At 69.2% G+C, this 23,121-nt stretch carries 16 protein-coding genes; 6 read left to right on the top strand and 10 right to left on the bottom strand.

Translation table 11 applies throughout. The features are described 5' to 3' along the window. Positions 1–99 precede the first annotated feature (99 nt). A complete protein-coding gene (locus CS062_RS19720) occupies positions 100–2,145 on the top strand; it encodes an ATP-binding protein (RefSeq protein WP_099863269.1) in 2,046 nt (681 codons plus the stop codon). An 18-nt stretch (positions 2,146–2,163) separates the two neighbouring features. On the opposite strand, the gene CS062_RS19715 is transcribed toward CS062_RS19720, so the two are convergent. The 9 genes from CS062_RS19715 to CS062_RS19675 all read right to left on the bottom strand — a co-directional run bounded on the left by CS062_RS19715 (position 2,164) and on the right by CS062_RS19675 (position 16,466). Next, positions 2,164–3,057 carry a S1 family peptidase gene (locus CS062_RS19715; protein WP_099863268.1) on the bottom strand — a complete coding sequence of 298 codons (894 nt, stop codon included), beginning with the start codon at positions 3,055–3,057 and terminating at the stop codon, positions 2,164–2,166. Next, positions 3,054–4,358, bottom strand: coding sequence for a GNAT family N-acetyltransferase (locus CS062_RS19710; RefSeq protein WP_099863267.1), 1,305 nt, complete (start codon positions 4,356–4,358; stop codon positions 3,054–3,056). Before CS062_RS19710 ends, CS062_RS19715 begins: the two co-directional genes overlap by 4 nt. Positions 4,359–4,434: 76 nt before the next feature. Beyond that, a complete protein-coding gene (gene prsT, locus CS062_RS19705; protein WP_099863266.1) occupies positions 4,435–7,311 on the bottom strand; it encodes an XrtA/PEP-CTERM system TPR-repeat protein PrsT in 2,877 nt (958 codons plus the stop codon). Positions 7,312–7,382: 71 nt separating this feature from the next. Beyond that, the gene (gene prsR / locus CS062_RS19700; RefSeq protein ID WP_099863265.1) at positions 7,383–8,750 is read right to left on the bottom strand and encodes a PEP-CTERM-box response regulator transcription factor; all 1,368 of its coding nucleotides are present in this window, start codon (positions 8,748–8,750) and stop codon (positions 7,383–7,385) included. Between the two features lie 151 nt (positions 8,751–8,901). Then, the gene (gene prsK, locus CS062_RS19695) at positions 8,902–11,040 is read right to left on the bottom strand and encodes an XrtA/PEP-CTERM system histidine kinase PrsK (RefSeq protein WP_099863264.1); all 2,139 of its coding nucleotides are present in this window, start codon (positions 11,038–11,040) and stop codon (positions 8,902–8,904) included. Between the two features lie 83 nt (positions 11,041–11,123). Further along, complete coding sequence (locus tag CS062_RS19690; protein ID WP_099863263.1) at positions 11,124–12,503, bottom strand: TIGR03013 family XrtA/PEP-CTERM system glycosyltransferase; 1,380 nt, start codon at positions 12,501–12,503, stop codon at positions 11,124–11,126. 472 nt (positions 12,504–12,975) lie between these two features. Next, complete coding sequence (locus tag CS062_RS19685) at positions 12,976–14,118, bottom strand: branched-chain amino acid ABC transporter substrate-binding protein (protein ID WP_099863262.1); 1,143 nt, start codon at positions 14,116–14,118, stop codon at positions 12,976–12,978. 412 nt (positions 14,119–14,530) lie between these two features. Then, complete coding sequence (locus CS062_RS19680) at positions 14,531–14,959, bottom strand: DNA polymerase III subunit chi (protein WP_099863261.1); 429 nt, start codon at positions 14,957–14,959, stop codon at positions 14,531–14,533. 46 nt (positions 14,960–15,005) lie between these two features. Next, positions 15,006–16,466 (bottom strand): leucyl aminopeptidase, encoded by a 1,461-nt coding sequence (locus CS062_RS19675; protein WP_099863260.1) that lies wholly within the window; start codon positions 16,464–16,466, stop codon positions 15,006–15,008. 85 nt (positions 16,467–16,551) lie between these two features. Between CS062_RS19675 and lptF the strand changes: the two genes are divergently transcribed. The 5 genes from lptF to CS062_RS19650 all read left to right on the top strand — a co-directional run bounded on the left by lptF (position 16,552) and on the right by CS062_RS19650 (position 21,593). Next, entirely contained in the window at positions 16,552–17,694 is a 1,143-nt protein-coding gene (gene lptF / locus CS062_RS19670) for an LPS export ABC transporter permease LptF (protein WP_233218160.1), read from the top strand. Next, positions 17,691–18,854, top strand: a complete 1,164-nt coding sequence (lptG, locus tag CS062_RS19665; RefSeq protein ID WP_099863258.1) for an LPS export ABC transporter permease LptG — start codon at positions 17,691–17,693, stop codon at positions 18,852–18,854. The genes lptF and lptG overlap by 4 nt, the downstream gene beginning before the upstream one ends. Before the next feature lie 88 nt (positions 18,855–18,942). Beyond that, positions 18,943–19,368, top strand: coding sequence for a sirohydrochlorin chelatase (locus CS062_RS19660; RefSeq protein WP_099863257.1), 426 nt, complete (start codon positions 18,943–18,945; stop codon positions 19,366–19,368). Between the two features lie 18 nt (positions 19,369–19,386). After that, on the top strand, positions 19,387–20,331 hold the full coding sequence (locus tag CS062_RS19655; RefSeq protein ID WP_099863256.1) for a CysB family HTH-type transcriptional regulator: 945 nt from the start codon (positions 19,387–19,389) through the stop codon (positions 20,329–20,331). Between the two features lie 92 nt (positions 20,332–20,423). After that, positions 20,424–21,593 (top strand): pyridoxal phosphate-dependent aminotransferase, encoded by a 1,170-nt coding sequence (locus CS062_RS19650; protein ID WP_099863255.1) that lies wholly within the window; start codon positions 20,424–20,426, stop codon positions 21,591–21,593. Between the two features lie 12 nt (positions 21,594–21,605). Here the strand turns inward: CS062_RS19650 and CS062_RS26285 are convergent. Further along, a partial coding sequence (locus tag CS062_RS26285; protein ID WP_158238842.1) for a hypothetical protein occupies positions 21,606–23,121 on the bottom strand: 1,516 nt, incomplete at its 5' end.

The following is a 23,121-nucleotide window of genomic DNA, read 5'->3' as shown; positions in this document are numbered from 1 at the left end:
CCCGCCCACCCGTTCTTGCACAGTTGTTCATGGGTGTCCGGCGCCCACCTGGAACGGGACGAGAATGCCCCTTCGTAACGACGGACGAGGGACGTGGCGATGAGCATGAACACTTATCTGAAGGGCCGCCTGCGCAACACGGCGCTGTTGCGCAGCCAGGGACTCATGCCGCTCTACGAGGCCGTGGTCAATGCGATCCAGGCGATCGCCGACTCGGACAATGCCGAAGGTGGTGACATTCGCATCGAGGTACTCCGATCGCCTCAACAGCAGTTGCTGGAAGACGCCCGTCAGCGCCGCGGGGCGCCGCCACAGGAACCCATCGTCGGCTTCCGCATCATCGACAACGGCGTCGGTTTTGACGAACGGAACATGTCGTCGTTCGAGACCTTGGACAGCGACTACAAGGCGGCATTGGGCTGCCGAGGCGTAGGGCGGCTGCTTTGGCTGAAAGCATTCGAGGCCGTCAAGGTGCTCAGCATCTTTCGATCCAGCGACGGCAGCCTGCGGCAGCGCAGTTTCGCGTTCACGCCCGCGCATGGCGTCACGGCGCAGGTGATGGCCGACGCGCCACCCAACGCGCGGCCCAAAACGACGATTGAACTCTGCGGCTTCGACAAGCCCTATCGCGAGGCTTCACCGAAGACGGCCGCCACCATTGCCCAGAACGTTTTCGAGCATTGCCTCTGGTATTTCGTGCGAGAGGGTGGCGCACCCGTCATCTCGGTCGTGGACGGCGATGAAGTGATCGACTTGCACGAGGTCTATGCCGCCTACATGCTGTCGTCTTCGACGAAGGAGCGAATCAAGCTGAAAGGCCAGGAGTTCGAACTCACCCATCTGCGCCTGAAGGCCGGCGCGGATCGACAGCACTTCCTGGCCTGGTGTGCTGCTGGCCGCGTCGTGGAGAAAGAACCCTTGGGCGGTCGGATCTCCGGCCTCCATGGTCGGATCAAGGATCCGGACGGCGATTTCCACTACGCCTGCTACATCACCTCGGCCTACCTCGATGGTCACGTCCGTCCCGAGCGCATCGGCTTCGACATCGAGGCCATCAGCGACGACCTGTTCTCAGCCTCCGAACTCGGCATCGACGAGATCCGGGATGCCGTGGTGGCATGTGCCGGCCAACATTTGCGTGACCATCTTGAAACGAATGCAAAGGCCAGCCGGGACCGTGTGGAGCGCTTCGTCTCCGAGCGGGCGCCTCGCTATCGGCCGATCCTCAACAGGATCGAGCCGACCCGATTGAGTGTCGATCCGGACATATCGGACCGCGACCTTGATCTGCTTTTGCACCGCCACCTCGCGGACATCGAAGGCAGCTTGCTCGCAGAAGGCCACGAGATGATGAACCTCGGAGATGCCGAGTCACCGGCCCAGTACCAGGTTCGACTGCAGCGCTATCTCGAGAAGGTCGACGACATCAAGAAATCTGACCTCGCCAACTACGTCTTTCATCGCAAGATCATCCTCGACATCCTGGAGAAGGCGATCAGCGTCGGAGCCAACGGACGATACGCGCGCGAGGATCTGATCCACGATCTGATCATGCCGATGCGCAAGACCTCTGACGAAGTGTTCTCGGATGGCTCGAACCTCTGGTTGATCGATGAACGCCTGGCGTTCCACAACTTTCTGGCATCGGATCGGCCGTTGTCCTCGATGCCGATCACCGGAAGCATCGACGCCAAGGAGCCTGACCTCTGCGCCTTGAATGTCTTCGACCAGCCGCTGCTGGTGAACGAAGGTCAGAAGCTGCCACTGGGATCGATCGTGGTGGTGGAGATCAAACGCCCGATGAGGAACGACGCGCGCGCAGGAGAGGACAGGGACCCTATCGAGCAAGCGCTTGGCTATCTCGAGCGGATTCGCGAAGGTGGTGTCAAGACCGCGCGAGGGCGGCCGATCCCGGGCTCCGACACGATCCCAGGGTTCTGCTACGTCATCGCGGACCTGACTTCAACGGTGCGCCATCGTTGCAAGGTCCTGGGGCTGCGCGAAACCAGCGACAAACAGGGCTACTTCGGTTTCAACGACAACTTCAGGGTCTACATCGAAGTGATTTCGTTCGACCGCCTGCTCAACGCGGCCCGGGAACGCAATCGCGCCTTTTTCGACAGGCTCGGATTGCCCACCTCCTGAAGGGAGCACGCCGACGCCTCACTTGTCCAGCAGCGGCCAGACGTACTTCACCGGCACCGCGTAGCTGATGCCGCTGGGCGCGCTGAGCGCCGATTCGCGGGTGCCCTTGAGGGCCACCATGTTGACGACGCCCACCACCTTGCCGGTGCGGATGTCCAGCAGCGGCCCGCCGCTGTTGCCCGGGTAGGCGGTGGCATCCAGCTGCAGGAACTCCAGCGCGCCTTCGCGCAGCTGGCGCACCGCGCGCTCCGACAGCGCATTGGAGCTCGGCGCCGGCAGCGCGGCCCGGGTGATCGCGGCGATGCTGCCGCGGTGCGTCGCCATCGTCACGCCCAGCGCGGTGCCGATCGGATAGCCCATCAGCGCCACCGCCGCGCCTTCCCGGACCACCGGCCGGTCGCCGTCGACCTCCGCCAGCGACAGCACGTCGACCAGCGCGCCCTTGTCGTCGGCCAGTTCCAGGATCGCGAGGTCGCGCGCCGCGTCGCGGCGCAGCAGCTTCACCGCCCGCAGCTGCGGCTGCCCCGAGGCGTTGCCGGCGGCCGGCACGGTGATCATCAGGTCCTTCTCGACCGGGTTCGGGACCACATGGGCGCAGGTCACGATGCGGCGCCCGTCGCCGACCGCGAAGCCGGTACCTCGGAAGCCGAAGCGCGGGTTGTCCGTCGCGGCGAAGGTGCCCACCGCCACCACCGCCTGGCGGCTGCGGTCGATCAGGTCCGGCAGGGTGTTGGACATCTCCTGCGCCCGCGCCGTGCCCGTTCCGGCCAGACCCCACGCGCCAAGCGCCCCGCCCGCGCCCCAGGCCAGCAGCTGGCGACGCGCCACGGCGCCGACGCGGCCGATCGCCGCCACGGCATCGGCAGCGTCCGGTGGCATCGTCGAGGGGATCGGGTCGGTACTTCGGGTCATGCGGCAAGGTCCTTGGAGGTGATGCCCATCTCCAGCGTGGAGACGAAGCTGCGCCAGTGGCGGTCGGGTTCGTCGATGCGGAAGCCGTAGAAGCTGCCCTGCTCCGTGTCCTTGCGGCGCACCGCCCGGGCGGTCACATGCGCGGTCTCGCTGTGGCCCAGCTCGATCTCGACCGTGCCGTCGACCTGCAGCGGCAGCTCATGGTCGCATTCGGCCTGGAAGCCGTGGGCCGAGACCTCGATCACGTCGAGGTCGAAATGGCCCATCTCGCTGTCGTTGGCCGCGCGGATGTCGAGGTGGCCGGGGCAGCGGATCGAGTAGCGCGGGTACTGCCGCAGCGAGCGCCCCAGGTCCTGGCCACCGCCGCTGAGCATCGGCAGCACCGAGCGGAATTGCGCATCCTCGCGGTACACCGACCACAGGAGCGCCTTCTTGCGGTCGTCCATCTGCGCGAACACCGGCACCACGCGGTTGAAGAAGTGGTCCAGCAGCGCCGGCGTCATGACCGGGTCGTTGGTCGTGTGGAAGCGCCGCTCCGGCAGCCGGATATTGGGCAGCCGGTGGCGGAAGAAGTAGTGGTGCAGGTTCTTCACCGGCTTGCGGCCGCGGTAATGGCGCTCGAACAGCGCGTCGGCCTCGTGCAGGTCCAGCGTCGCGCCGACCGCCGGCGCGCCGTTGGCGAAGTCGTACTCCGCCACCGTCTGCTCCTTGAGCCGCCGGAAGAACAGCAGCGCCTCGTAGAGCTCGATCTTGTCGGGGTTCACCGCGATCACCAGGTGCCGGGTATCGAAGTACTCGGTGCAGTACTGGTGCATGAACTTCATCAGCGGGAACAGGATCGCGCCGCCGGTCTTGCGGAAGGCCGGCGCCACCGCCAGGGCCGAGATCTCGGCGATCTTGCCGCCCTTGGCCCGCACGCCCTCCAGGTCGAAGACCGACTGCAGCGGGAAGCCGAACACGCCCTCGCGCACCATCGAGATGGTGCCCACCACCACGCCGTCGTACTTGGCGCACAGCGTCGTCGTGGTGGGCAGCGCGTGATAGACGGTCACGCGCAGGCCGCTCGGGTCCGGCTTCATGAAGCCGCTGCCGACATAGGCGTCGTGCAGGATGCGGAAGCAGGCGTCGAGTTCCTCCTGCGTGTCCGCCACCTTGAGCTCCAGGCGCTCCGAGGGCGACGGGTCGCAATCCACCATGCGGCGGTAGATCGCGAAGCGCATCGGCTTCGGCAGCGAGGAGAACATCCGCCGCAGTCCCTGGTGGAACCGCTTGCGAAGACTGGATCGTCGAATCTGGCTCATGACCGTCCCCTCCCCGGGTGCGGTATCTCCGCCGCCTCTCGGTCCCCCAGGGCGTCCGACCTCGTGGTCGGCCGCCTCAACGGATCGCGGCCTGCAGCTTTCGCACCTCGGCTTGTTGCTCGAAATTCGGTCCCAGGTCCGCCAGGCGCTTGAGTTCCGCCTCGGCGTCGCCCTTGTTGCCGCCGGCCACGTACAGCTGCGCCAGGCGCAGCCGGTACGCGGGCACCGACGGCGCCTGCTTCACGGCTTCCTTCTGCACCTCGACGGCCTTGGCGTTCTGGCCCTTGGCGGCGAGGGCCTCCGCCAGCGTGTCCATGTATGGCGGCACGTTGGGGCGGAGCTTGTTCGCTTGCTCGGCAAATTTCAAGCCCTCGTCCGCCTTGCCGGCCCGCAGACGCAGCCAGGCGATGTTGTTGGCCGCCGCCGCGTTCATCGGATTGGCGGCCAGCACCGCCTGATAGCGCTGCTCCGCCTCGGGGTAGCGGCCGCTGTTGAGCGCCACGTCGCCCAGGTGGTACAGGAACAGCTCGTCGGTCTTGTACTTGGCCAGGTAGGCGGCGGCATACCGCTCGGCCTCGTCCTTGCGGCCGGCCTCGATCAGCGTGCTGTGCAGCACGATCGCCAACTCGGTGTTCGCGGTCGTGGCGCCGGCTTCGGCGGCCAGCTGGTCGGCCTTGCGGTAGGCGGTCACCGCGGCGACGAAGTCGCGGCGGCTGCGCGCCACGTCGCCCTCGAGCTTCCAGCCCAGGCCGAACCTGGGCTGCGCCTGCTGCAGCCCCTTGACCGCGACGAGCGCCAGGTCCGGGCGGCCCATCTGCAGGGCCTTCTCGACCACCTTGCGCGCCAGCTCGCCATCGCCCGGGCCGATCGCCTGCGCCCGCTTGAGCGCCGCGGCCGCGGCCTCCCTGTCGCCGGCCAGCAGATGCAGGTCGGCCAGGCGCAGCGGCCCCAGCGGCGAGCGCGGCTGCAGCGTCGCGACCTTGTTGAAGCTGCTGATCGCCTGCTGGCGGTCGCCGGTGGCGGCCTGCACCTGGCCCAGCAGGTCGATCAGCGCCGGGTTGTCGGGGCTGGCGGTGACGCCTTCCTGGGCCAGCGACAGCGCGGTCTTGAAGTCCTTCTGCTCCATCAGCAGGCCGACCGCCGCCTGGCGCGGCGTCGGGTCGTCCGGATGCTGCCGGGCGAGCTCGGTCAGGCGCTTGATCGCCGCGTCCTTCTCGACCAGCTTGTGCGCCAGCTTCAGCCCCATGGTGGCCATCTCGGCGCGCAGGTTCTTCGGATCGGCCTTGAGCACCACCTCGTAGCGCTTGACGGCATCCTCGACCTTGCGGTCCTGCAGGTCCATCGTGGACAGGCTGTTGGCCGCGGTCATCGACGTGGGCTCGCGCCGGACCGCCTCGTCGAAGGCGGCGCGCGCGCCGGCGCGGTCGCCGCGCAGCAGCGCCATGCGGCCGCGCAGCTCGGGCGCGGTCGAGGACTTGGGATCCTTCTTCTCGAGCGAGGCGATCGCCTGTGTCGCGGCCTCGTAGTCCTTCTTGCGCGCCAGCACGCTGATCAGCGCGATGTCGGCCGACGTGCCCTTGTCCTCGGCCGAGAGCTTGCGCAGCGCGGCCACGCCGGCGCCGTCCTGCCCCTTCTGGATCTGGCCCAGCGCCAGGCCGACGCGGCTGCGCACGTCGTTCGGGTTCACCTCGGCGGCGCGGGCGAGGAAGCGCTCGGCCTCGGCGCCCTGGCCCTGCTTGAGACGGATCTCGGCGGCCAGCGCCAGCACCTCGGCCGACGGCGCCTTGCCGTCGAGCGCCGGTTGCAGCGTCGTCATCGCCTGCTCGGCGTCGCCGCCGCGCAGCTGCAGCTGGGCCAGCGCGACGCGGGCCGACTGCGCCTCGGGCGCGGCCTGGATCAGCTTGGCGTAGTTCGCCTCGGCCTGGCGCTGGTCGCCGTTGGCCTGCGCGACGCGCCCGGCCAGGAAGAGCGCGCGCTCGTTGTTCGGCGCCACCTTCAACAGCGCCTGCGTCAGCGCGGTCGCCTCCTTCACCTGACCGGCGTCCATCGCGAAGACGGCGGCGTAGTAGAAGGTCTGCGCATGCTGCGGCGCGGCCGCCTTCATCGCGGCGACGGCCTCCTTGGCCGCGGCCTTGTCGCCGGTGCGCATCAGCTGGTTGATCAGGCCGGCATGGGCGCCGACCAGCTTCTTGTCGAGTTCCAGCGCCTTGCGGAAGCTGGCGATCGACTCGGCCGCCGGCGCATCGGCCAGCACCTGCAGCTCGCCCTTGAGCTGCCAGGCCTCGGCGGCCTGCGGCGACTTGGCCACCAGGCGGTCGATCTCCTCCCGCGCCTCGGGCAGCTTGCCCTCGCTGGTGAGCAGGCGCACGTTGACCAGCCGCACCGCCACGCTGTCGGGCGTCGCCCGCAGCGCCGCGTCGGCGGCCTTGCGGGCCTCGCCCAGCTTCCGCTTCGCCACGTAGGCGCCGACCAGGGTGGTCTGCAGGTCGGCCTCGTCGGCGGCGGTCTGCAGATGACGGCTGCCGTACTGGCCGATCAGCTCGTCGACCTTGCCCTGCATCAGCAGCAGCCGGGCCTGGAGCGCGGTCAGCGCATCGCCGCCGAAGCCCTGCGACCGGGCCTTCTCCGCCTCGATCGCGGCGCCGGCGATGTCGCCGCTCTCCAGCAGCGCCTTGGCCAGCAGGTAGCGGGCCTCGGCCAGCGACTCGTCCTTCTGCAGCGCGTTCTTGAGCTGGATGATCGCGGCCTTGTTGTCCTTCTTCTCCAGGTGCGCCTTGGCGGAGCTCACCAGGTCCTGCGCGGATTCGCCGAGGCATCCCGCCAGCAGCAGCGCCGAGCCCAGCGCCAGCGCGGTCGCGCCGCGCTGCAGGGCCCGTGGCAGGCCGGCGTGCTCGATGCCGGAGGAGCCAGGGAAGGAACCGGTCGGAAGGCGGTGCGCGGGCTTGCGGGACATGCGTGTCTCTTTCGCTGTCGGTTGGAGTCGGGGACGGGGACGGTGGTCGCGGCGGCGCGGGGCTCAGGCCCTCATGCCTTCACGCCGAGCCGGGACATCAGGTCGTACAGGGTCGGCCGGCTGACCCCCAGCAGGTCGGCGGCCTTGGCGATGTTGCCGTCGGTGCGGGCCAGCGCGGCCACCACGGCCTGGCGTTCGGCGCGTTCGCGCACGGCGCGCAGGTCGAGCTCGGGCTCGTCCGCGGCGGCCTCGCCGCCGGCGGGCAGCGGCAGGTTCAGGTCGTCGGCGGTGATGCGGTCGCCGTCGGCCATGATGGACGCGCGCTTCATGACGTTCTGCAGCTCGCGCACATTGCCCGGCCAGCGGTGACCCTCGACGGCGCGGATCGCGTCGTCGGCCAGGCGCAGGATGGGCCGGCGCTGCTCCGACGAGAAGCGGCGCAGGAAGGCATGGCTGAGCAGCACCGCGTCGCCGACGCGGTCGCGCAGCGGCGGGATGTCGACGACGATCTCGGCCAGGCGATAGAAGAGGTCCTCGCGGAACAGGCCCTGCGCGATCTTGGCCTTCAGGTCCTGGTGGGTCGCGCCGACGATGCGCACATCCACCGGAATCTCCTGGCGGCCGCCCAGGCGCTCGATGCTGCGCTCCTGCAGGAAGCGCAGCAGCTTGGCCTGCAGCGGCATCGGCAGGTCGCCGATCTCGTCCAGCATCAGCGTGCCGCCGTGGGCCGTCTCGATCTTGCCGACCGTGGTCTTGGTCGCGCCGGTGAAGGCGCCGCGCTCGTAGCCGAACAGCTCGCTCTCGAGCAGCGCCTCCGGGATGGCCGCGCAGTTGATCGCCACGAAGCGGCCCTTGCGCTTGGAGGCGTCGTGCAGCGATTGCGCGAGCACCTCCTTGCCGGTGCCGCTCTCGCCCAGCAGCAGCACGGTGGCGTCGCTGCCGGCCACCCGCTCGACGGTGCGACAGATGCGCTGCATCTGCGGGTCGCGCGTCAGCAGCCGTCCGGTCGGTTCGCCGTCCTGCTGGGTCAGCAGGCGCTGGTTCTCCTGCTGCAGCTCATGCAGGCGCATCGCGCGCTCGACGGTCAGCACCAGCACATCCGGATCGACCGGCTTGGCCAGGAAGTCGTAGGCGCCCATGCGGATCGCCCGCAGCGCATTGCTCTGGTCGTTCTGGCCGGTGAGCACGATGACCTTGGTGCCGGGCTCCAGCTCGATCAGCTTCTCGAGTAGCTTGAAGCCCTCGGAGGTCGAGTCCTGGTCCGGCGGCAGGCCCAGGTCCATCGTGACGACGGGCGGCTTGTGGCGGCGGAACTGCAGCACGGCGCTGGCGACGTCATCGGCCGTGACCGACTCGAAGCGATCCATCGACCACTTGAGCTGCTTCTGCAGCGCGAGATCGTCCTCGACGATGAGCAGCGATGGGGGTTGCGCGCTCATGCGTGCCCCCCCCGCTTCGCGGGCCCCTCCGGGAGGGGCGGAGTGCCGCCTTCGGGCGGCCGTGCGGCGGCACTCAATGTGTGCTCCCCCCGCTTCGCGGGCCCCTCCGGGAGGGGCGGAGTGCCGCCTTCGGGCGGCCGTGCGGCGGCACTCATCGCGCCTCCACCAGGCCGGCGTCGCTGCCCGACTGGGCGAAAAACAGCGGCAGCAAGATGGTGACCTTGGTGCCTCGTCCGGGCGCGCTTTCCACGTTGATCTTCCCCCCTAGTTCCTGCAGGTACTGGTAGCTCTCGTAGGCGCCGATGCCCATGCCCGCCGCCTTCGTCGTCTGGAACGGCTTGAACAGCCGTTGATCGATGAACTCCTGCGACATGCCGCAGCCAGTATCTTCCACTTCCACCTGCGCGTGGCTGCCCACGCGCTGCAGCCGCAGCGTGACGCGGCCCTCGACCGGCGTCGCATCCAGCGCGTTCTGCACCACATGGCCGAGCACGCGCTCGATCCGTTCCTCATGGCCGCGCGCGCTGACGTCGTCGCGCAGCTCCAGCTCCAGCCCACGCCCCTTGCTGACCGCCGCCGCGGTCAGCCGCCGCGCGATCGCCGTCAGCGCCACGCCGCCGGTGCTGCCGTGATGCGGCTTGTCGCCCTCGCGCAGCTGCAGCATCAGCTGGCGCATCTTCTCCAGCGAGTTCTCGACCGTGTCCAGCATGTCCTGCTGGAACTCCGGGTTGTCGCGCAGCCGCTTGGCGTTCTTCATCATCAGCGACAGCTGCGTGACGATGTTCTTCAGGTCATGCACGACGAAGGCCGACATGCGGTTGAAGGCCTCGAACTTGCGCGCCTCCAGCAGCGCCTCCGCCGCCTGCATCTGCGCCAGATAGCTGGCGGCCTGCTGGGCGGCGGTGCGCAGCAGGTCGCGCACTTCCCAGTTCAGCTCCAGCCGCGTGCGCGGTTGCCCGAGGATGACCCAGCCGGTCAACGTGCCCGCATTGATCAGCGGCACCAGCAGCCAGTGGCGCGCGTCGCCGGCCAGCGCGGCCGGCAGCGGCGCATGCTCGTAGGCGCCGGGATCGCGGCGCCATTCGTCCAGGTCGACGATCCAGGCCCGCTCCTGCAGCAGGTGCAGCAGCGCGTCGTCGGCGACCAGCGGCTGGCGGTCGTCGTTGAGGTTCCAGCGCGCGGCCTGCTGGTATTCGCCGCCAGCGCCGGCCGCGGGCGCGCGGCGCAGCCACAGCGCGCCCGAAGGGCTCTCCACCAGGTGCGCCAGCCCGCGGATCACCGACTCGCCCAGCTCCGCCGGCGAGGCGCTGGCCGACAGCATCGCGGTGAAGCGCAACCACTCCTGGCGATAGTCGTAGCGATAGCTGAAGAAGTGCTTGCTGATGTAGACGCGCAGCTTGGCGCGCAGCGAGCCCGACAGACCCATCGTCAGCAGCGCCAGCACCCCCACGGCCAGCAGCACCTGCTGCAGCGCGCGGCCCCATTCGCCACCGGTGTAGCGCACGTAATAGCCGATGCCGGACACCCCCAGCAGATAGACGCCGACGATCAGCAGCGTGGCCGAATGGAAGGCCGCGGTGCGCGAGACATGGAGCTTGTCCAGCCACTTCTTGTGGCGCCGGCTGGCCAGCCAGAGCAGCGGCACGGCCAGGCTGTGCACGGCCGCGCGCACGCTCAGCGCGTCGCCGTCGAACTGCTGGAACAGCGAGGCCTGCGAGAACACGAACACGTCGAACGCGAAGACCGCGCCCAGGCCGAGGCAGACCGGCTTGGCGTTCCAGCGCGCGTCGCTGTGGATGTTGCGCAGCATCTGCTCCAGCAGCACCAGGCCGAAGACGCCCAGGCCCAGCCAGGCCATCGTCATCGGGCGCTGCATCTGGCCCAGCGGCGCGTCGCCCCAGTAGCGCCACAGCGGCAGCGCGACCGCAGCCGCCACGCCGGCCCAGGCCAGCCATTGCAGCGGCCGCGCGACGCCGGCGCTGCGCGCCTGGCCATCGTCACCGCGCGATTCGATCAGCGCCAGGATGAAGGAGAACCATGCGCCGTAGCGCAGCGCGTCGCAGATGGGCAGCAGCACGAGCGCCGGCCATTGGTGCGAGCCGAGCCAGCCCTGCTCCACCGCCGCGTCCAGGCCGGCCCAGACGGCGCTGAGCAGCAGCGCGGCCTCGAGCCGCAGCGCGCGACGACGATGCTGGCCGAACTGCGGCAGCACCACGACCGCCAGGGCCAGGTGCGCCAATACCGCGACGATCCCGGACGCGGTGCCGAGGTTCAGGGAGTCTGCCCACATGGATCAGGGTCCCGGCGTGCGGGCGGCGTTCCGAGGCAGGCGCGGGAACGGGACGCCGGGAGCGGGTCGCTCCGCCGTCGCGCTCAGCGCGCCCCCCGGCCCGTCAGGACCACCGCCACCGTCTCCAGCATGATCAGCAGATCGAGGAACAGCGTGTGGTTCTTGACGTAGTACAGGTCGTACTGGAGCTTCTCCAGCGAGTCCTCGATGGTGGAACCGTATTCGTAGCGCACCTGCGCCCAGCCGGTCACGCCCGGCTTCACGCTGTGGCGCACCGCGTAGTACGGGATCTGCGCGACCAGCTCGTCGACGAAGAACGGCCGCTCGGGACGCGGGCCCACCATGCTCATCTGGCCGCGCAGCACATTGATCAGCTGCGGCAGCTCGTCGATGCGGACCTTGCGGATGAAGTTGCCGACGCGGGTCACGCGGGCATCGTTCTTGGTCGCCCACTGGGGGCGGCCGTCCTTCTCGGCGTCGTTGCGCATGCTGCGGAACTTGATCACCTTGAAGGTGCCGCCGTTCAGGCCCACGCGTTCCTGCGTGTAGAAGATGCTGCCGGGCGATTCCAGCTTGATGAGCAGCGCGGTGACCGCCATGATCGGCGCGGTCGCCACCAGCAGCACCAGCGAGGACACCAGGTCGAAGGCGCGCTTGACCGCGCTGCGCAGCACGCCCTGGTTGAAGCCGTCACCGAAGATCAGCCAGCCGGCGTGGACGTGGCTGATCTTGATCTGCGCCAGCGTCTTCTCGAAGTAGGTGGCCAGGTCCACGACGCGGATGCCGTAGAGCTTGCAGTCCAGCAGCTGGCGCAGTGGCATGGAACCGCCCCGGCGCTCGGACAGCGCCACGACGATCTCGTCCACGCCCAGGCGCATCGCGGCGTCGGTCAGGGTCTCGCCGGCGGCCAGCAGTTGGTGGGCGGGGACCTGCGGGTCGACCTCGTTGGGGCCCGGCAGGAAACCGACGATCTGCGCATGCGGATCGGCGGCGCGCAGGCTCTCGCTGACCGCCAGCGCGGCGTGGCCGCTGCCGAAGATCAGGATCTTGGTCCGGCCGGCGCCCTGCACGCCGGAATGCGCCGCGTAGACGCGATGCACCATGACCAGCGCGACGGCCAGCATGGCGGTCGTGGTCAGCAGGTCGCGGTGGGAGACGGTGGCGGGGATCAGGCTGAACAGGCCGTAGGCCAGCGGCAGGCCGATCAGCAACGCGAACAGCGCGCGGGCGCAGGACTGCGTCAGCGAGCGCTTGTGGGATTGGGAGTAGAGGCCGGACGCCGAGTTGATGACGAACATGCCGCCGGCCAGGGACAGGCCATAGGACGCCGCGAAGCTCATCATGTGCTCGCCGCTGCCGTGGCTCAGCGCGACCGCGAACACCGCCGCGATGATCAGGCCCAGGTCGAAGAGCACCTGGATCAGGGTACGACGATGGAGGTAGTGGTTAAAAATTCGAATCATGCCCGTCCCCAAAGCTGGTCACGGCATCCTCTTGGGACGCTGTCGCCGACCCGGGTGAACCTCTCTGGACCGCTCGTCGCGAACACCTCCTCCAGAGGAGGACCCTGTTCGCTGCGGGGGGCATCATGCCTCCGCCCCCCAGGCTTGAAAGCCCCCTGTTTGCAGGGGCCTGCGCCTTGCAATCCGACCCGGTTGAACCCGTCCCGCCGACCGCCGCCGGATCCCCGAATCGATCCCTCGGCGCGCTGACGGAGGCCATTGTCGGTAGCGCCTTCGAGGCGCAAACCCCCTGACTGAATGCTTTGGGGGGCTCTCGTGCGGGAATGCACGCGAGTGAGGGGGTGATCCCTCGATCAGGGGACACCGGCATGTCGCGTCGACGTCGCGCCCCCTGGAGCGAAAAAAAACGCCCACCGAAGTGGGCGTTTCGTCGGCCGACGCGGTCGCGAGGACCGCGCGGACAGGTCGTGGATCAGCGCACGACGGCGATCTGCTCGCGGTTGCCACCCTTGTAGGTGTACAGGGTCAGCGCGCCGTTCTTGATGTCGCCCTTGGCGTCGAAGGCGATCGTGCCGGTCACGCCCTTGTAGTCGGCGGTCTTGGCCAGCACCGGCAGGTAGACCTTCGGATCGGCGGACTTGGCCTTGACCATGGCGTCGACCATCACGTTGACCGCGTCATAGACGTACGGGGCGTAGATCTGGACGTCGACCTTGTACTTGTCCTTGAACTTGGTCTTGAAGGCGTCCAGCGACTTCTTCGATTCGCCTTCCACGCCGCCCGCTTCCGCGCAGACGACCTGGCTGTCGGCGATCGTGCTGGCGGACAGCTTGGGCAGTTCGGCGGTGCAGATGCCGTCGCCGCCCATGAACTTGGCTTCGATGCCCAGCTGCTTCATCTGGCGCAGCATCGGGCCGGCCACGGCATCCATGCCGCCGAAGAAGACGACGTCGGGCTTCTTGCCCTTCAGGGAGGTCAGGATGGCGGTGAAGTCCGTGGCCTTGTCGTTGGTGAACTCACGGCCGACGACCTTGCCGCCAGCGGCCTTGACGCCCTTCTCGAACTCGTCGGCGACGCCCTGGCCGTAGGCGGTGCGGTCGTCGATGACGGCGATGGACTTGCCCTTGAGCGTGGTCACCGCGTACTTGCCCAGCGTGCCGCCCAGGTGCACGTCGTCAGCCACGACGCGGAACGCGGTCTTGTAGCCGTTGCGGGTGTACTTGGGGTTGGTCGCCGACGGCGAGATCTGCGGGATGCCGGCGTCGCTGTAGATCTTGGACGCAGGGATGGTCGTGCCGGAGTTCAGGTGGCCGACCACGCCGTTGACCTTGGAGTCGACCAGCTTCTGGGCGGCGGCGGTGCCTTGCTTCGGATCGCCGGCATCGTCTTCAGCCAGCAGTTCGAACTTGACCTTCTTGCCACCGATCGTCACGCCCTTGGCGTTCAGCTCGTCGATGGCCATCTTGGCGCCCAGTTCGTTGTCCTTGCCCAGGTGCGCGATCGCGCCGCTGGTCGGACCCACGTGGCCGATCTTGACCACCGCATCCTGCGCCATCGCGGCGCCGCTCGCGGCAATGGCGATTGCGCCCACGATCACATTCAGCTTGGATTGCATCTAGGAACCTCCGACTCGGGATATGTGGAATGACGTTGAGTTCTCAACGCGAGCGACCATACCCCGAAAGGCGGAGCCGTTTCCATAGTGAAAATGCTGTGAACGCGGTCACGGCGCAGGCGTTGTCGCGCCCCTGTCACCGGGGCAAACCCGGATGGTTTTCACAGGAGTGCGAAGGCGTGCACACGGGTCGCGCGCAGAGTGCGGAAATCCGCCCAGTCGACGCGTTCCGATCGTCCTCGGCGCCCTGTTCATGGGCTTCCCGGCACCACGAAGACGCGACGCGGCACCCGCATGGCGCGCCGTCCGGCGGACGCTCGCGAGCAAGAAACAGGCGAAGAAATTGGCGGAGGAATCGACGAGCGGCGCCGCGCCGCGACGGGAATGCGCGTGCGGTCGCGCGCCGTCGATCTCAGGCCGACATCACGTGATGGTTGAGCGTCAGGCCGAGCGCCTTGTACGCCTTGAATCGACCGCGTCCCGCGGCGACCTGCTCGGCGTCGGTGGAGACCAGCTCCAGCACGCGCTCGAAGCGCTCGAGCCCCGGCGGCACGTCCGGCTCGAAGTTCAGCAAGACCTGGCACCCGGCCAGCGCATCGAGCTGGTCCGAGAGCAGGATCGGGGTGCGCTCGCGCAACAGCGGCGGCGTGTCGCCGCGCAGCAGCAGGTGGGGCAGGAACTCGCCCGGATCGAAGGTCCAGAGCGTCTGATCGAGTCGCTCGAGCAGCCGCATCGGCCCCCAGACGCCGACGGTCAGGCCGGCCGCCTGCGTCTTGCGCAGCAGGCGGCAGGCGTAGACCTGGCGATCGGGCACGCCGGTATAGAAGTTGACTTCCGTCACCGGAGTGCCCCTTCCCTCTTGCGCTGGCCGAGAACGCGCGCGGCGCTCAGCGGACCTGCGACAGCACGAAGTGCGTCAGCAGGCCGACCGGACGACCGGTGGCGCCCTTGGCGCCGCCGCCCTTCCAGGCGGTGCCGGCGATGTCCAGGTGGCCCCAGCGGTACTTCGAGGCGAAGCGCTGCAGGAACTTGGCCGCAGTGATGGAGCCACCCTCGCGACCGGCGACATTGGCGACGTCGGCGAAGTTGGTCTTCAGGCCGTCGGCATAGTCGTCGTCCAGCGGCAGGCGCCAGCACGGGTCCAGCGCCGTCTCGCCGGCGGCGCTCAGCGCGGCGGCCAGTTCGTCGTCGCTGGCGTACATGCCGGAGCGCACGCCGCCCAGCGCGATCACGCAGGCGCCGGTCAGCGTCGCCACGTCGACGACGGCGGCGGGCTTGAAGCGCTCGGCGTAGGTCAACGCGTCGCACAGGATGAGGCGGCCCTCGGCGTCGGTGTTCAGGATCTCGATCGTCTGGCCCGACATCGAGGTCACCACGTCGCCCGGCTTGACCGCGCGGCCGCTGGGCATGTTCTCGCAGGCGGCGATCAGCACGACCAGGTTGATCTTGGGCTTGAGCTCGGCCACCGCGCGCAGCGTGCCCAGCACCGAGGCGGCGCCGCCCATGTCGAACTTCATCTCGTCCATGCCGGCGCCCGGCTTCAGCGAGATGCCGCCCGAGTCGAAGGTGATGCCCTTGCCCACCAGCACGATGGGCGCCTGCGTTCTGGCGGCGCCCTCGTACTTGGCGACGATGAAGCGCGGCGGCACGTCGGAGCCCTTGGCGACCGACAGGAAGGAGCCCATGCCCAGCTTCTCGATGCCCTTCTGGTCCAGCACCTCGACCTTGATGCCGTGGCTCTTGGCCAGCGCCTTGGTCTGGTCCGCCAGGTAGGCCGGCGTGGCGACATTGGGCGGCAGGTTGGCGCACTCGCGCGCGACGGCGATGCCGGCGCCGATGGCCTGGCCGCGCGTCAGGCCGGCCTTGACCGCCTTGACCTCGTCCTTGCCATGCAGCAGGGCGATCCGGGTCAGCTTGGACGCGGCGGGCGCGCTGGGTTTGGTCTCGCGATAGACATACACGGCGTCCTGGGCGGCGAGCACGGTCTGCTCGGCCAGGGACTCGGTCAGCTCGGCGCCGAAGCCGGCGTAGGCGATCGAGGCGCCGGTCGCGCCCTTGCCCTTGAGCTGGCCCAGCGCCGCGGTCAGCGCCGACCGCGCGGCCTTGAGCGTCGAACCGCTGGCGGCGACCACCAGGCGCGGGGCCTTCAGGCCGGCGGGACGGACCAGGGACAAGACCTGACCCGACTTCAGCTCGAAGTCGCCGAGCTTGATGGCGTCCTTGACCAGGGCGGAAACGGTCTTGTCGAGCGACGCTGGCAGGCTGTCGCCGGCGACGATCAGCACCAGGGCGTCGGCGGCGTGCGACGACAGGGCGTCGAGGGACGCGAGCTGAGAGCGAAAGTCCATAATACCGAGAAGTAGATAAAGTGCCCGGATGTTATTCGATTCATCAGTACGCAAAGAACTCGCCCGCAGTTTCGGATTGGCCTTCGTGGTCATCCTGACCATCGTCGTGACGATGCTGCTGGTGCGCTCCCTCGGCATGGCGGCCAAGGGCACGGTGGCACCGCAGCACGTGCTGTTGTCGCTGGGCTACCTGGCCCTCGCCCAGTTGCCGGTGATGCTGAGCCTGTCGCTGTTCGTCGCCGTCGTCATGTCGCTGGGGCGCATGTACAAGGAATCGGAGATGACCATCTGGTTCGCCAGCGGCCTGGGTCTGACGCGCTTCGTGCGGCCGGTGCTGACGATGGCCTCGCCGGTGCTGGTGGTGGTGACGGTGCTGATGACCATCGTCTGGCCGTGGAGCAACGAGAACAGCGCCCAGCTGCGCGAGCAGTTCGAGCAACGCAGCGACCTGTCCCGTGTCGCACCCGGCCAGTTCCAGACCTCCAATGACGGCTCGCGGGTGTTCTTCATCGAGCGCGACCCGGCCGACGAGGCGGCGGCGCGCAATGTCTTCATCATGAACAACACCGAGCACCTGGAGTCGGTGACCACCTCGGCACGCGGCGCGCTCCAGTACAAGAACAACCAGCGGGTGCTGGTTCTGGAGCACGGCCAGCGCAACGACGTGGACCTGCGCAATGGCGACAAGTCGGTCGCCCGCTTCCAGCAGTACCAGGTCGTCGTCGACGACGAGGTGATGCGCGCCGGTGGCAAGCGTGCGCCGAAGACGCGGCCGACGCTGGACCTGCTGGGCGACCGCACGCCGCAGAACGACGGCGAACTGGCCTGGCGCTTCGGCATGATCCTGGGCTGCGTCAACCTGGTGCTGCTGGGCATCGGCATCTCGGCGACCAATCCGCGCCGCGCCAGCAACTGGAACCTGCTCTTCGCGCTGCTCGCCTTCATCGTCTACTTCAACCTGATCAACCTGACCCAGACCTGGGTGGTGGGCAACAAGATGAAGCTGGGGTCCGCGATGCTGGCGCTGCATGGCGGCGCCTTCCTCGTGACGATGCTGCTGCTGCTCTGGCGCGAACAGGGCGCGCGCCTGGGCGCCCCGCGCAGCGGCGTGCTGCCCGCGCCGCCCGAGAACCCGGCCTATGCCGAGACCGTGCTCGCGCCCGTCCCGGCGGGCGTGGTCATCGCCCCGGCCTCGATGTCCTCGTCCACGCCGGGAGTGCCCACATGAGAACCGTCCGGCGGCTGCTGTACCGCGACATCCTCAGCTCCTTCGCCCTGGTCATGGCCGGGTTCCTGGCGCTGTTCTTCTTCCTGGACTTCATCGACGACCTGGACCGCTTCCAGCGACTGGGCCTGGGCCTGGGGCTGGCGGTGTGGTCCAGCGTGCTGAAGCTGCCGGGCCGCTTCTACGAGCTGATGCCGATCGCGGTGCTGATCGGCACCATCTTCAGCATGGCGCGGCTGGCGCAGTCCAGCGAGTTCACCATCCTGCGCACCGGCGGCCTGGGGCCGCAGCGCGCGCTGGGCCTGCTGAGCGTGATGGCGCTGGGCTTCGCGGTGCTGGCCTTCGTGGTGGGCGACTTCGTCAACCCCTGGGCGGACCGCCAGGCGCAGTTGCTCAAGTCCACCGCCAGCGGCGGCGTCACGAATGCGCAGGGCGCCTGGATGAAGGACCGCATCGGCGACTTCAACTATGCGGTGCATGTCGGGCGGGCCCGCTCGAACGGGACGATGGAGGACGTGCTGGTCTTCGAGTTCGACAGCAAGGGCGCGATGGCGACCCGGCTGACGGCCAAGAGCGCCACCGTCGACGCGACCGGTCGCTGGCAGATGAACGATGTGCGGCTGACGCAGTGGTCGCGCGTGGCGACCCCGCTGAGCCAGCCGGCCGCCAACGCGCCGCAGCCCAAGGACCCCGCGGCGGCGCAGGACAAGCTGTCCGAGAACCCCGCCATCCACGAGATCCTGCTGCCCCGCTTCGACTGGCAGAGCCAGTTGCCGGCGGGCGTCGTGTCCGCGGCGGTGCAGCCGACCTGGAACATGTCCACGCTGGAGCTCTACCGCTACACCCGCCACCTCTCCTCGCAGGAGCAGTCGTCGGCGCAGCCGGAGATCCAGTTCTGGCGCAAGGCCTTCTATCCGTTCGCCTGCATGGTGATGGTGGCGCTGGCGCTGCCCTTCGCCTACCTGCACTTCCGCTCGGGCGGCATCAGCGTCAAGGTCTTCGGCGGCATCATGCTGGGCATCAGCTTCGTGGTGCTGAACGCGATCACCGGCCACCTCGGGCTGCTGCGCGACTGGACCCCCTGGCTGGTGGCGTCCGCGCCGAGCCTGCTCTACCTGGGCATCTCGATGGCCGCGTTCTACTGGCTGGTGCGCTATCGATGAGCGGCGGGAGCGCCGCCCGCCGGTCCGGCACCCGCCGGACCGCTCCCCCGGCCCCGCCCCGGCCGCTACAACCGACGGAGGACTGCTGATGGACGGTCTGCTGCTCTTCGCCCACGGCGCCCGGGATCCGGCCTGGGCCGCCCCGTTCCAGGCCATCGCCGCCGAGCTGCAGACGCAGCGACCGGACCTGCCGATCGCGCTGGCCTATCTCGAGCTGATGACCCCGGACATCGCCACCGCCGCCGGCGCCCTGGCCGCCCGCGGCTGCAGCCGGATCCAGATCGTGCCGATGTTCCTCGGCGCCAGCGGCCATGTGCGGCGGGACGTTCCGCCGCTGGTCGAGTCGCTGCGCGCGGCGCATCCGCGGGTGCTGTTCGTGCTGCACGACGCGATCGGGGAACAACCCTCCGTCATCCGCGCGATGGCGGGCGCGACGCTGGACCTGATCTCCAGCGTCACCCTGCCCGCCGATCCGCTCAATCCCGCCACTCCGACCGTGCTGCCCCAGGCCTGAGCCTGCGATGAACACGCCATGAACCTGCACCAGTTCCGCTTCGTCCAAGAGGCCGCGCGCCGCAACCTCAACCTGACCGAGACGGCCAAGGCGCTGTACACCTCGCAGCCGGGCGTCTCCAAGGCGATCCTGGAGCTGGAGGAGGAGCTCGGCGTCGACATCTTCTCGCGCCATGGCAAGCGGCTGCGCAGCATCACCGAGCCGGGGCGCCAGGTGCTGAAGTCGATCGAGATCATCATGCGCGAGGTCGGCAACCTGAAGCGCATCGGCGAGGAGTACTCCAAGCAGGACGTCGGCACGCTGTCGATCGCCACCACCCACACCCAGGCGCGCTATGTGCTGCCCGGGCCGGTCACCCAGCTGCGCCGGCAGTTCCCCCAGGTGAACATCGGCCTGCACCAGGGCAGCCCGGACCAGGTCGCCCGGATGCTGATCGACGAGACGGCCGATGTGGGCCTGGCCACCGAGTCGCTGTCGCAGTTCGAGGAGCTCGTCACCCTGCCCGCCTACGAATGGCAGCACGTGCTGGTGATGCGGGCGGAGCATCCGCTCGCGCAGGTCGAGCGCATCGACCTGGAGCAGCTCGCCCAGCAGCCGCTGGTGTCCTATCACCCGAGCTTCACCGGCCGCACCCGCATCGACCGCGCCTTCGCGCAGCGGCAGCTGACGCCCAACATCGTGCTCGAGGCGATCGACTCCGACGTCATCAAGACTTACGTCCGGTTGGGGCTGGGCATCGGCATCGTCGCCGAGATGGCGGTGCGCGAGGACCCGCCCGGCGGCGAGCTCGTCTCGCGCCCGCTGGGCCACCTGCTGGGCCAGAACGTCGCGCGCATCGCCTTCAAGCGCGGCGCCTACCTGCGCAACTACGTCTACAGCTTCGCCGAGTTGCTGTCCGACCGGCTCAACCGCACGCTGCTGCAGCGCGCGATGAGCGGCGAGGCGAGCGACTACGACCTCTGACGCCCACCCGACACCTCTCGCCAATCCGATCCGATCACGGCCACGTCCGGCGCCTCCCCCGCTTCCGACCCGCCCCTTCATCGATCCAGACCATGCGTGTTCACACCCCCGTTCCCCCGAGCCGCCTGCCCCAGCTGGGGGTGACGGTGTTCAGCGTCATGTCGGCGCTGGCGCAGCAGCACCAGGCCGTCAACCTGGGCCAGGGCTTCCCGGACTTCGACGGTGATCCGGCGCTGCTGGACGCGGTCGACGCCGCGATGCGCGCCGGCCACAACCAGTACCCGCCGATGCCCGGCGTGCCGGCGCTGCGCCAGGCGATCGCCGCCAAGATCGAGACCCTCTACGGCCACGCGTATCACCCGGACACCGAGATCACCGTCACCGCCGGCGCGACGCAGGGCATCCTGACGGCGCTGCTGGCGGTGGTCCATCCCGGCGACGAGGTGATCGTGCTCGAACCCGCCTACGACAGCTATGCGCCCAACATCGCGCTGGCGGGCGGCGTGCGGGTGCCGGTACCGCTGGATCCGCAGACCTTCCGCCCCGACTTCGACCGGCTGCGCGCCGCGCTCACGCCGCGCACCCGGGCGATCATGATCAACAGTCCGCACAACCCCAGTGGCGCGGTCTGGAGCGCGGACGAGCTGCGGCAACTGGCCGAGCTGCTCGACGGCACCGAGGTCCTGGTGATCAGCGACGAGGTCTACGAGCACATGGTCTACGACGGCCACACGCACCAGAGCGTGTCCCGGCTGCCCGAGCTGGCGGCGCGCAGCTTCGTCGTCTCGAGCTTCGGCAAGACCTACCATGTGACGGGCTGGAAGATCGGCTACGTGGCGGCGCCTGCGCCGCTGACGGCGGAGTTCCGCAAGGTGCACCAGTACAACGTGTTCAGCGTCAACTCGGCGATGCAGCACGGCATCGCCGCCTACATGGGCGATCCGGCGCCCTACCTGGGCCTGAGCGACTTCTACCAGCGCAAGCGGGACCGCTTCCGCGCCGGCCTGGCGGAGTCCGGCTTCGTGCTGCGTCCCTGCCCGGGCAGCTACTTCCAGTGCGTGGACTACGCCGGCCTGCGGCCCGACCTGGCCGCGCTGGACGACATGGCGATGTGCCAGTGGCTGACGCGCGAGATCGGCGTCGCGGCGATCCCGCTGTCGGCCTTCTACGGCGGCGGCAGCGACGCGAAGCTCATCCGCTTCTGCTTCGCGAAGAAGGACGAGACGCTGGACCTCGCGCTCGACCGGCTGAAGCGGATCTGAGCCGAGGCGGACTCAGCGGCCCTTGGAATCCCGCGGCGGCTCGTCGTCCACCAGGGACAGGTCCAGGTCGACCGACTGGGTGAGCACGGACCGCGGCGAGGCCGGCATGCCCGGCGGCGGCGGTGGCGATTGCCACACCATCGTCGCCATCTGGTCCGCATGCACCGTCGCGTCCAGCGGCAGCACGACATCGATCGAATGGCCGTCGATCTCGTGCTCGGCGCGGTCCCGCGCCACGGCGTACAGCAGCAGCAGGTCGCGATAGGCCGGCAGCCCCAGGTCGCCGCTGTACTCCTGGTGCTTGGACAACAGGTCCTGCAGCAGGCTCATGCTGCCCTCGGCATCCGCCCAGGCGGCCTCGAGCCGATCGATCAGTTCCTCATGAGCCTCCAGCCCCTCGCCCTCGTTGAGGTCGTCGCTCCACGACGGCGCGCGGGCATGGAACTGCTCGGCGAACCGTGCGCCAACACGATCGAAGGCCTCGCGATCGCCCCGGCGCTGGTAGAGCTCCATCAGCTTGAGGAACGGCAGGCCGCTGGCCGCGTCGCGCTGGTTCAGGCGCGAGGACAACAGCTCGATGGCCGCGTCGTCCTGGCCCAGGACCATGAAGAAATCGACCTGCTGTTCCAGGTCGATCAGTTCCTCGACCGTCACCAGGCCGCCGACGCTGCCCAGGTCGGAGGTGAACGGCGCCGGCCGGGTGTCGTCGCGATCGAACTGCAGGCTCAGCGGCTCGACCGCCTCCATGGCCTCGAGCGCGGCCAGCGCCTCCAGCGCGTCGTCGGCGGCGGTCGTCGGCACGCGTGACGACGGGCGGGCCGCGATCGGCGCCAGCGGGCCGGGCCGGGTCGGTTCCTCCACCGCGGTGAGCGGCATCGGGATCGTCGTCGGCGCGGACGACGCCGGCGGCCCATCGGTCGACAGGTGCGACATCAAGGGCGCGGGCGAGCTCTGCGGATCGGTCGGGGTGAAGGGCGATGGTCCGGTGGGGACCGGCGGCGGCACGACCACCGCGCCCCGCTCCTCCGCCTCCGGCGCGTCCTGATGCGAATCGGTCAGCCAGTGCTGTTCGGCCTCTCGCCGCTGCATGCGGTTGCTTCGCCACAGCAGCAGGCTGCTCGCCGCCAGTGCCAGGCTCAGCAGGCTCAGCCCCAGCACCCAGGTCGAGGACGAACCGCCCGTCGCGGTGGCCCGTTCGCGCGCGGCCTGCAGGTCCTGGCGCAGCGTGGTCATCGCGGCGAGCGTGCGCCGTTGCTCCGCCTGCAGATCGGCGATCTGCTTCTGCATGGCCAGCACCTGCTGGCGCGCTTCCTCGGCGGCGCTGGCCGCGCTGGCGGCGGCTTCGGCCGCGAGCAGCGCAGGCGTGGGGGACTGCAGGGCTTCGGCAGGCTCCAGGCTCAGTCGCGGAGCGGAGGGGCGCGTCGCGCGGTCCTCGCGGCGAGCGGCGGCCGGCGCCGCGGCGCCGCGGCTACCCTCGGGGCCAGGACTTGCCGGCCCCTCCCGGCGAGGGGCGCGGCGCGGGCGCTCG

The organism is Roseateles chitinivorans (genome assembly GCF_002761755.1).
In the GTDB taxonomy this organism is placed as follows: domain Bacteria; phylum Pseudomonadota; class Gammaproteobacteria; order Burkholderiales; family Burkholderiaceae_C; genus Roseateles; species Roseateles chitinivorans.
This window is presented reverse-complemented; position numbering and strand designations above follow the sequence as displayed.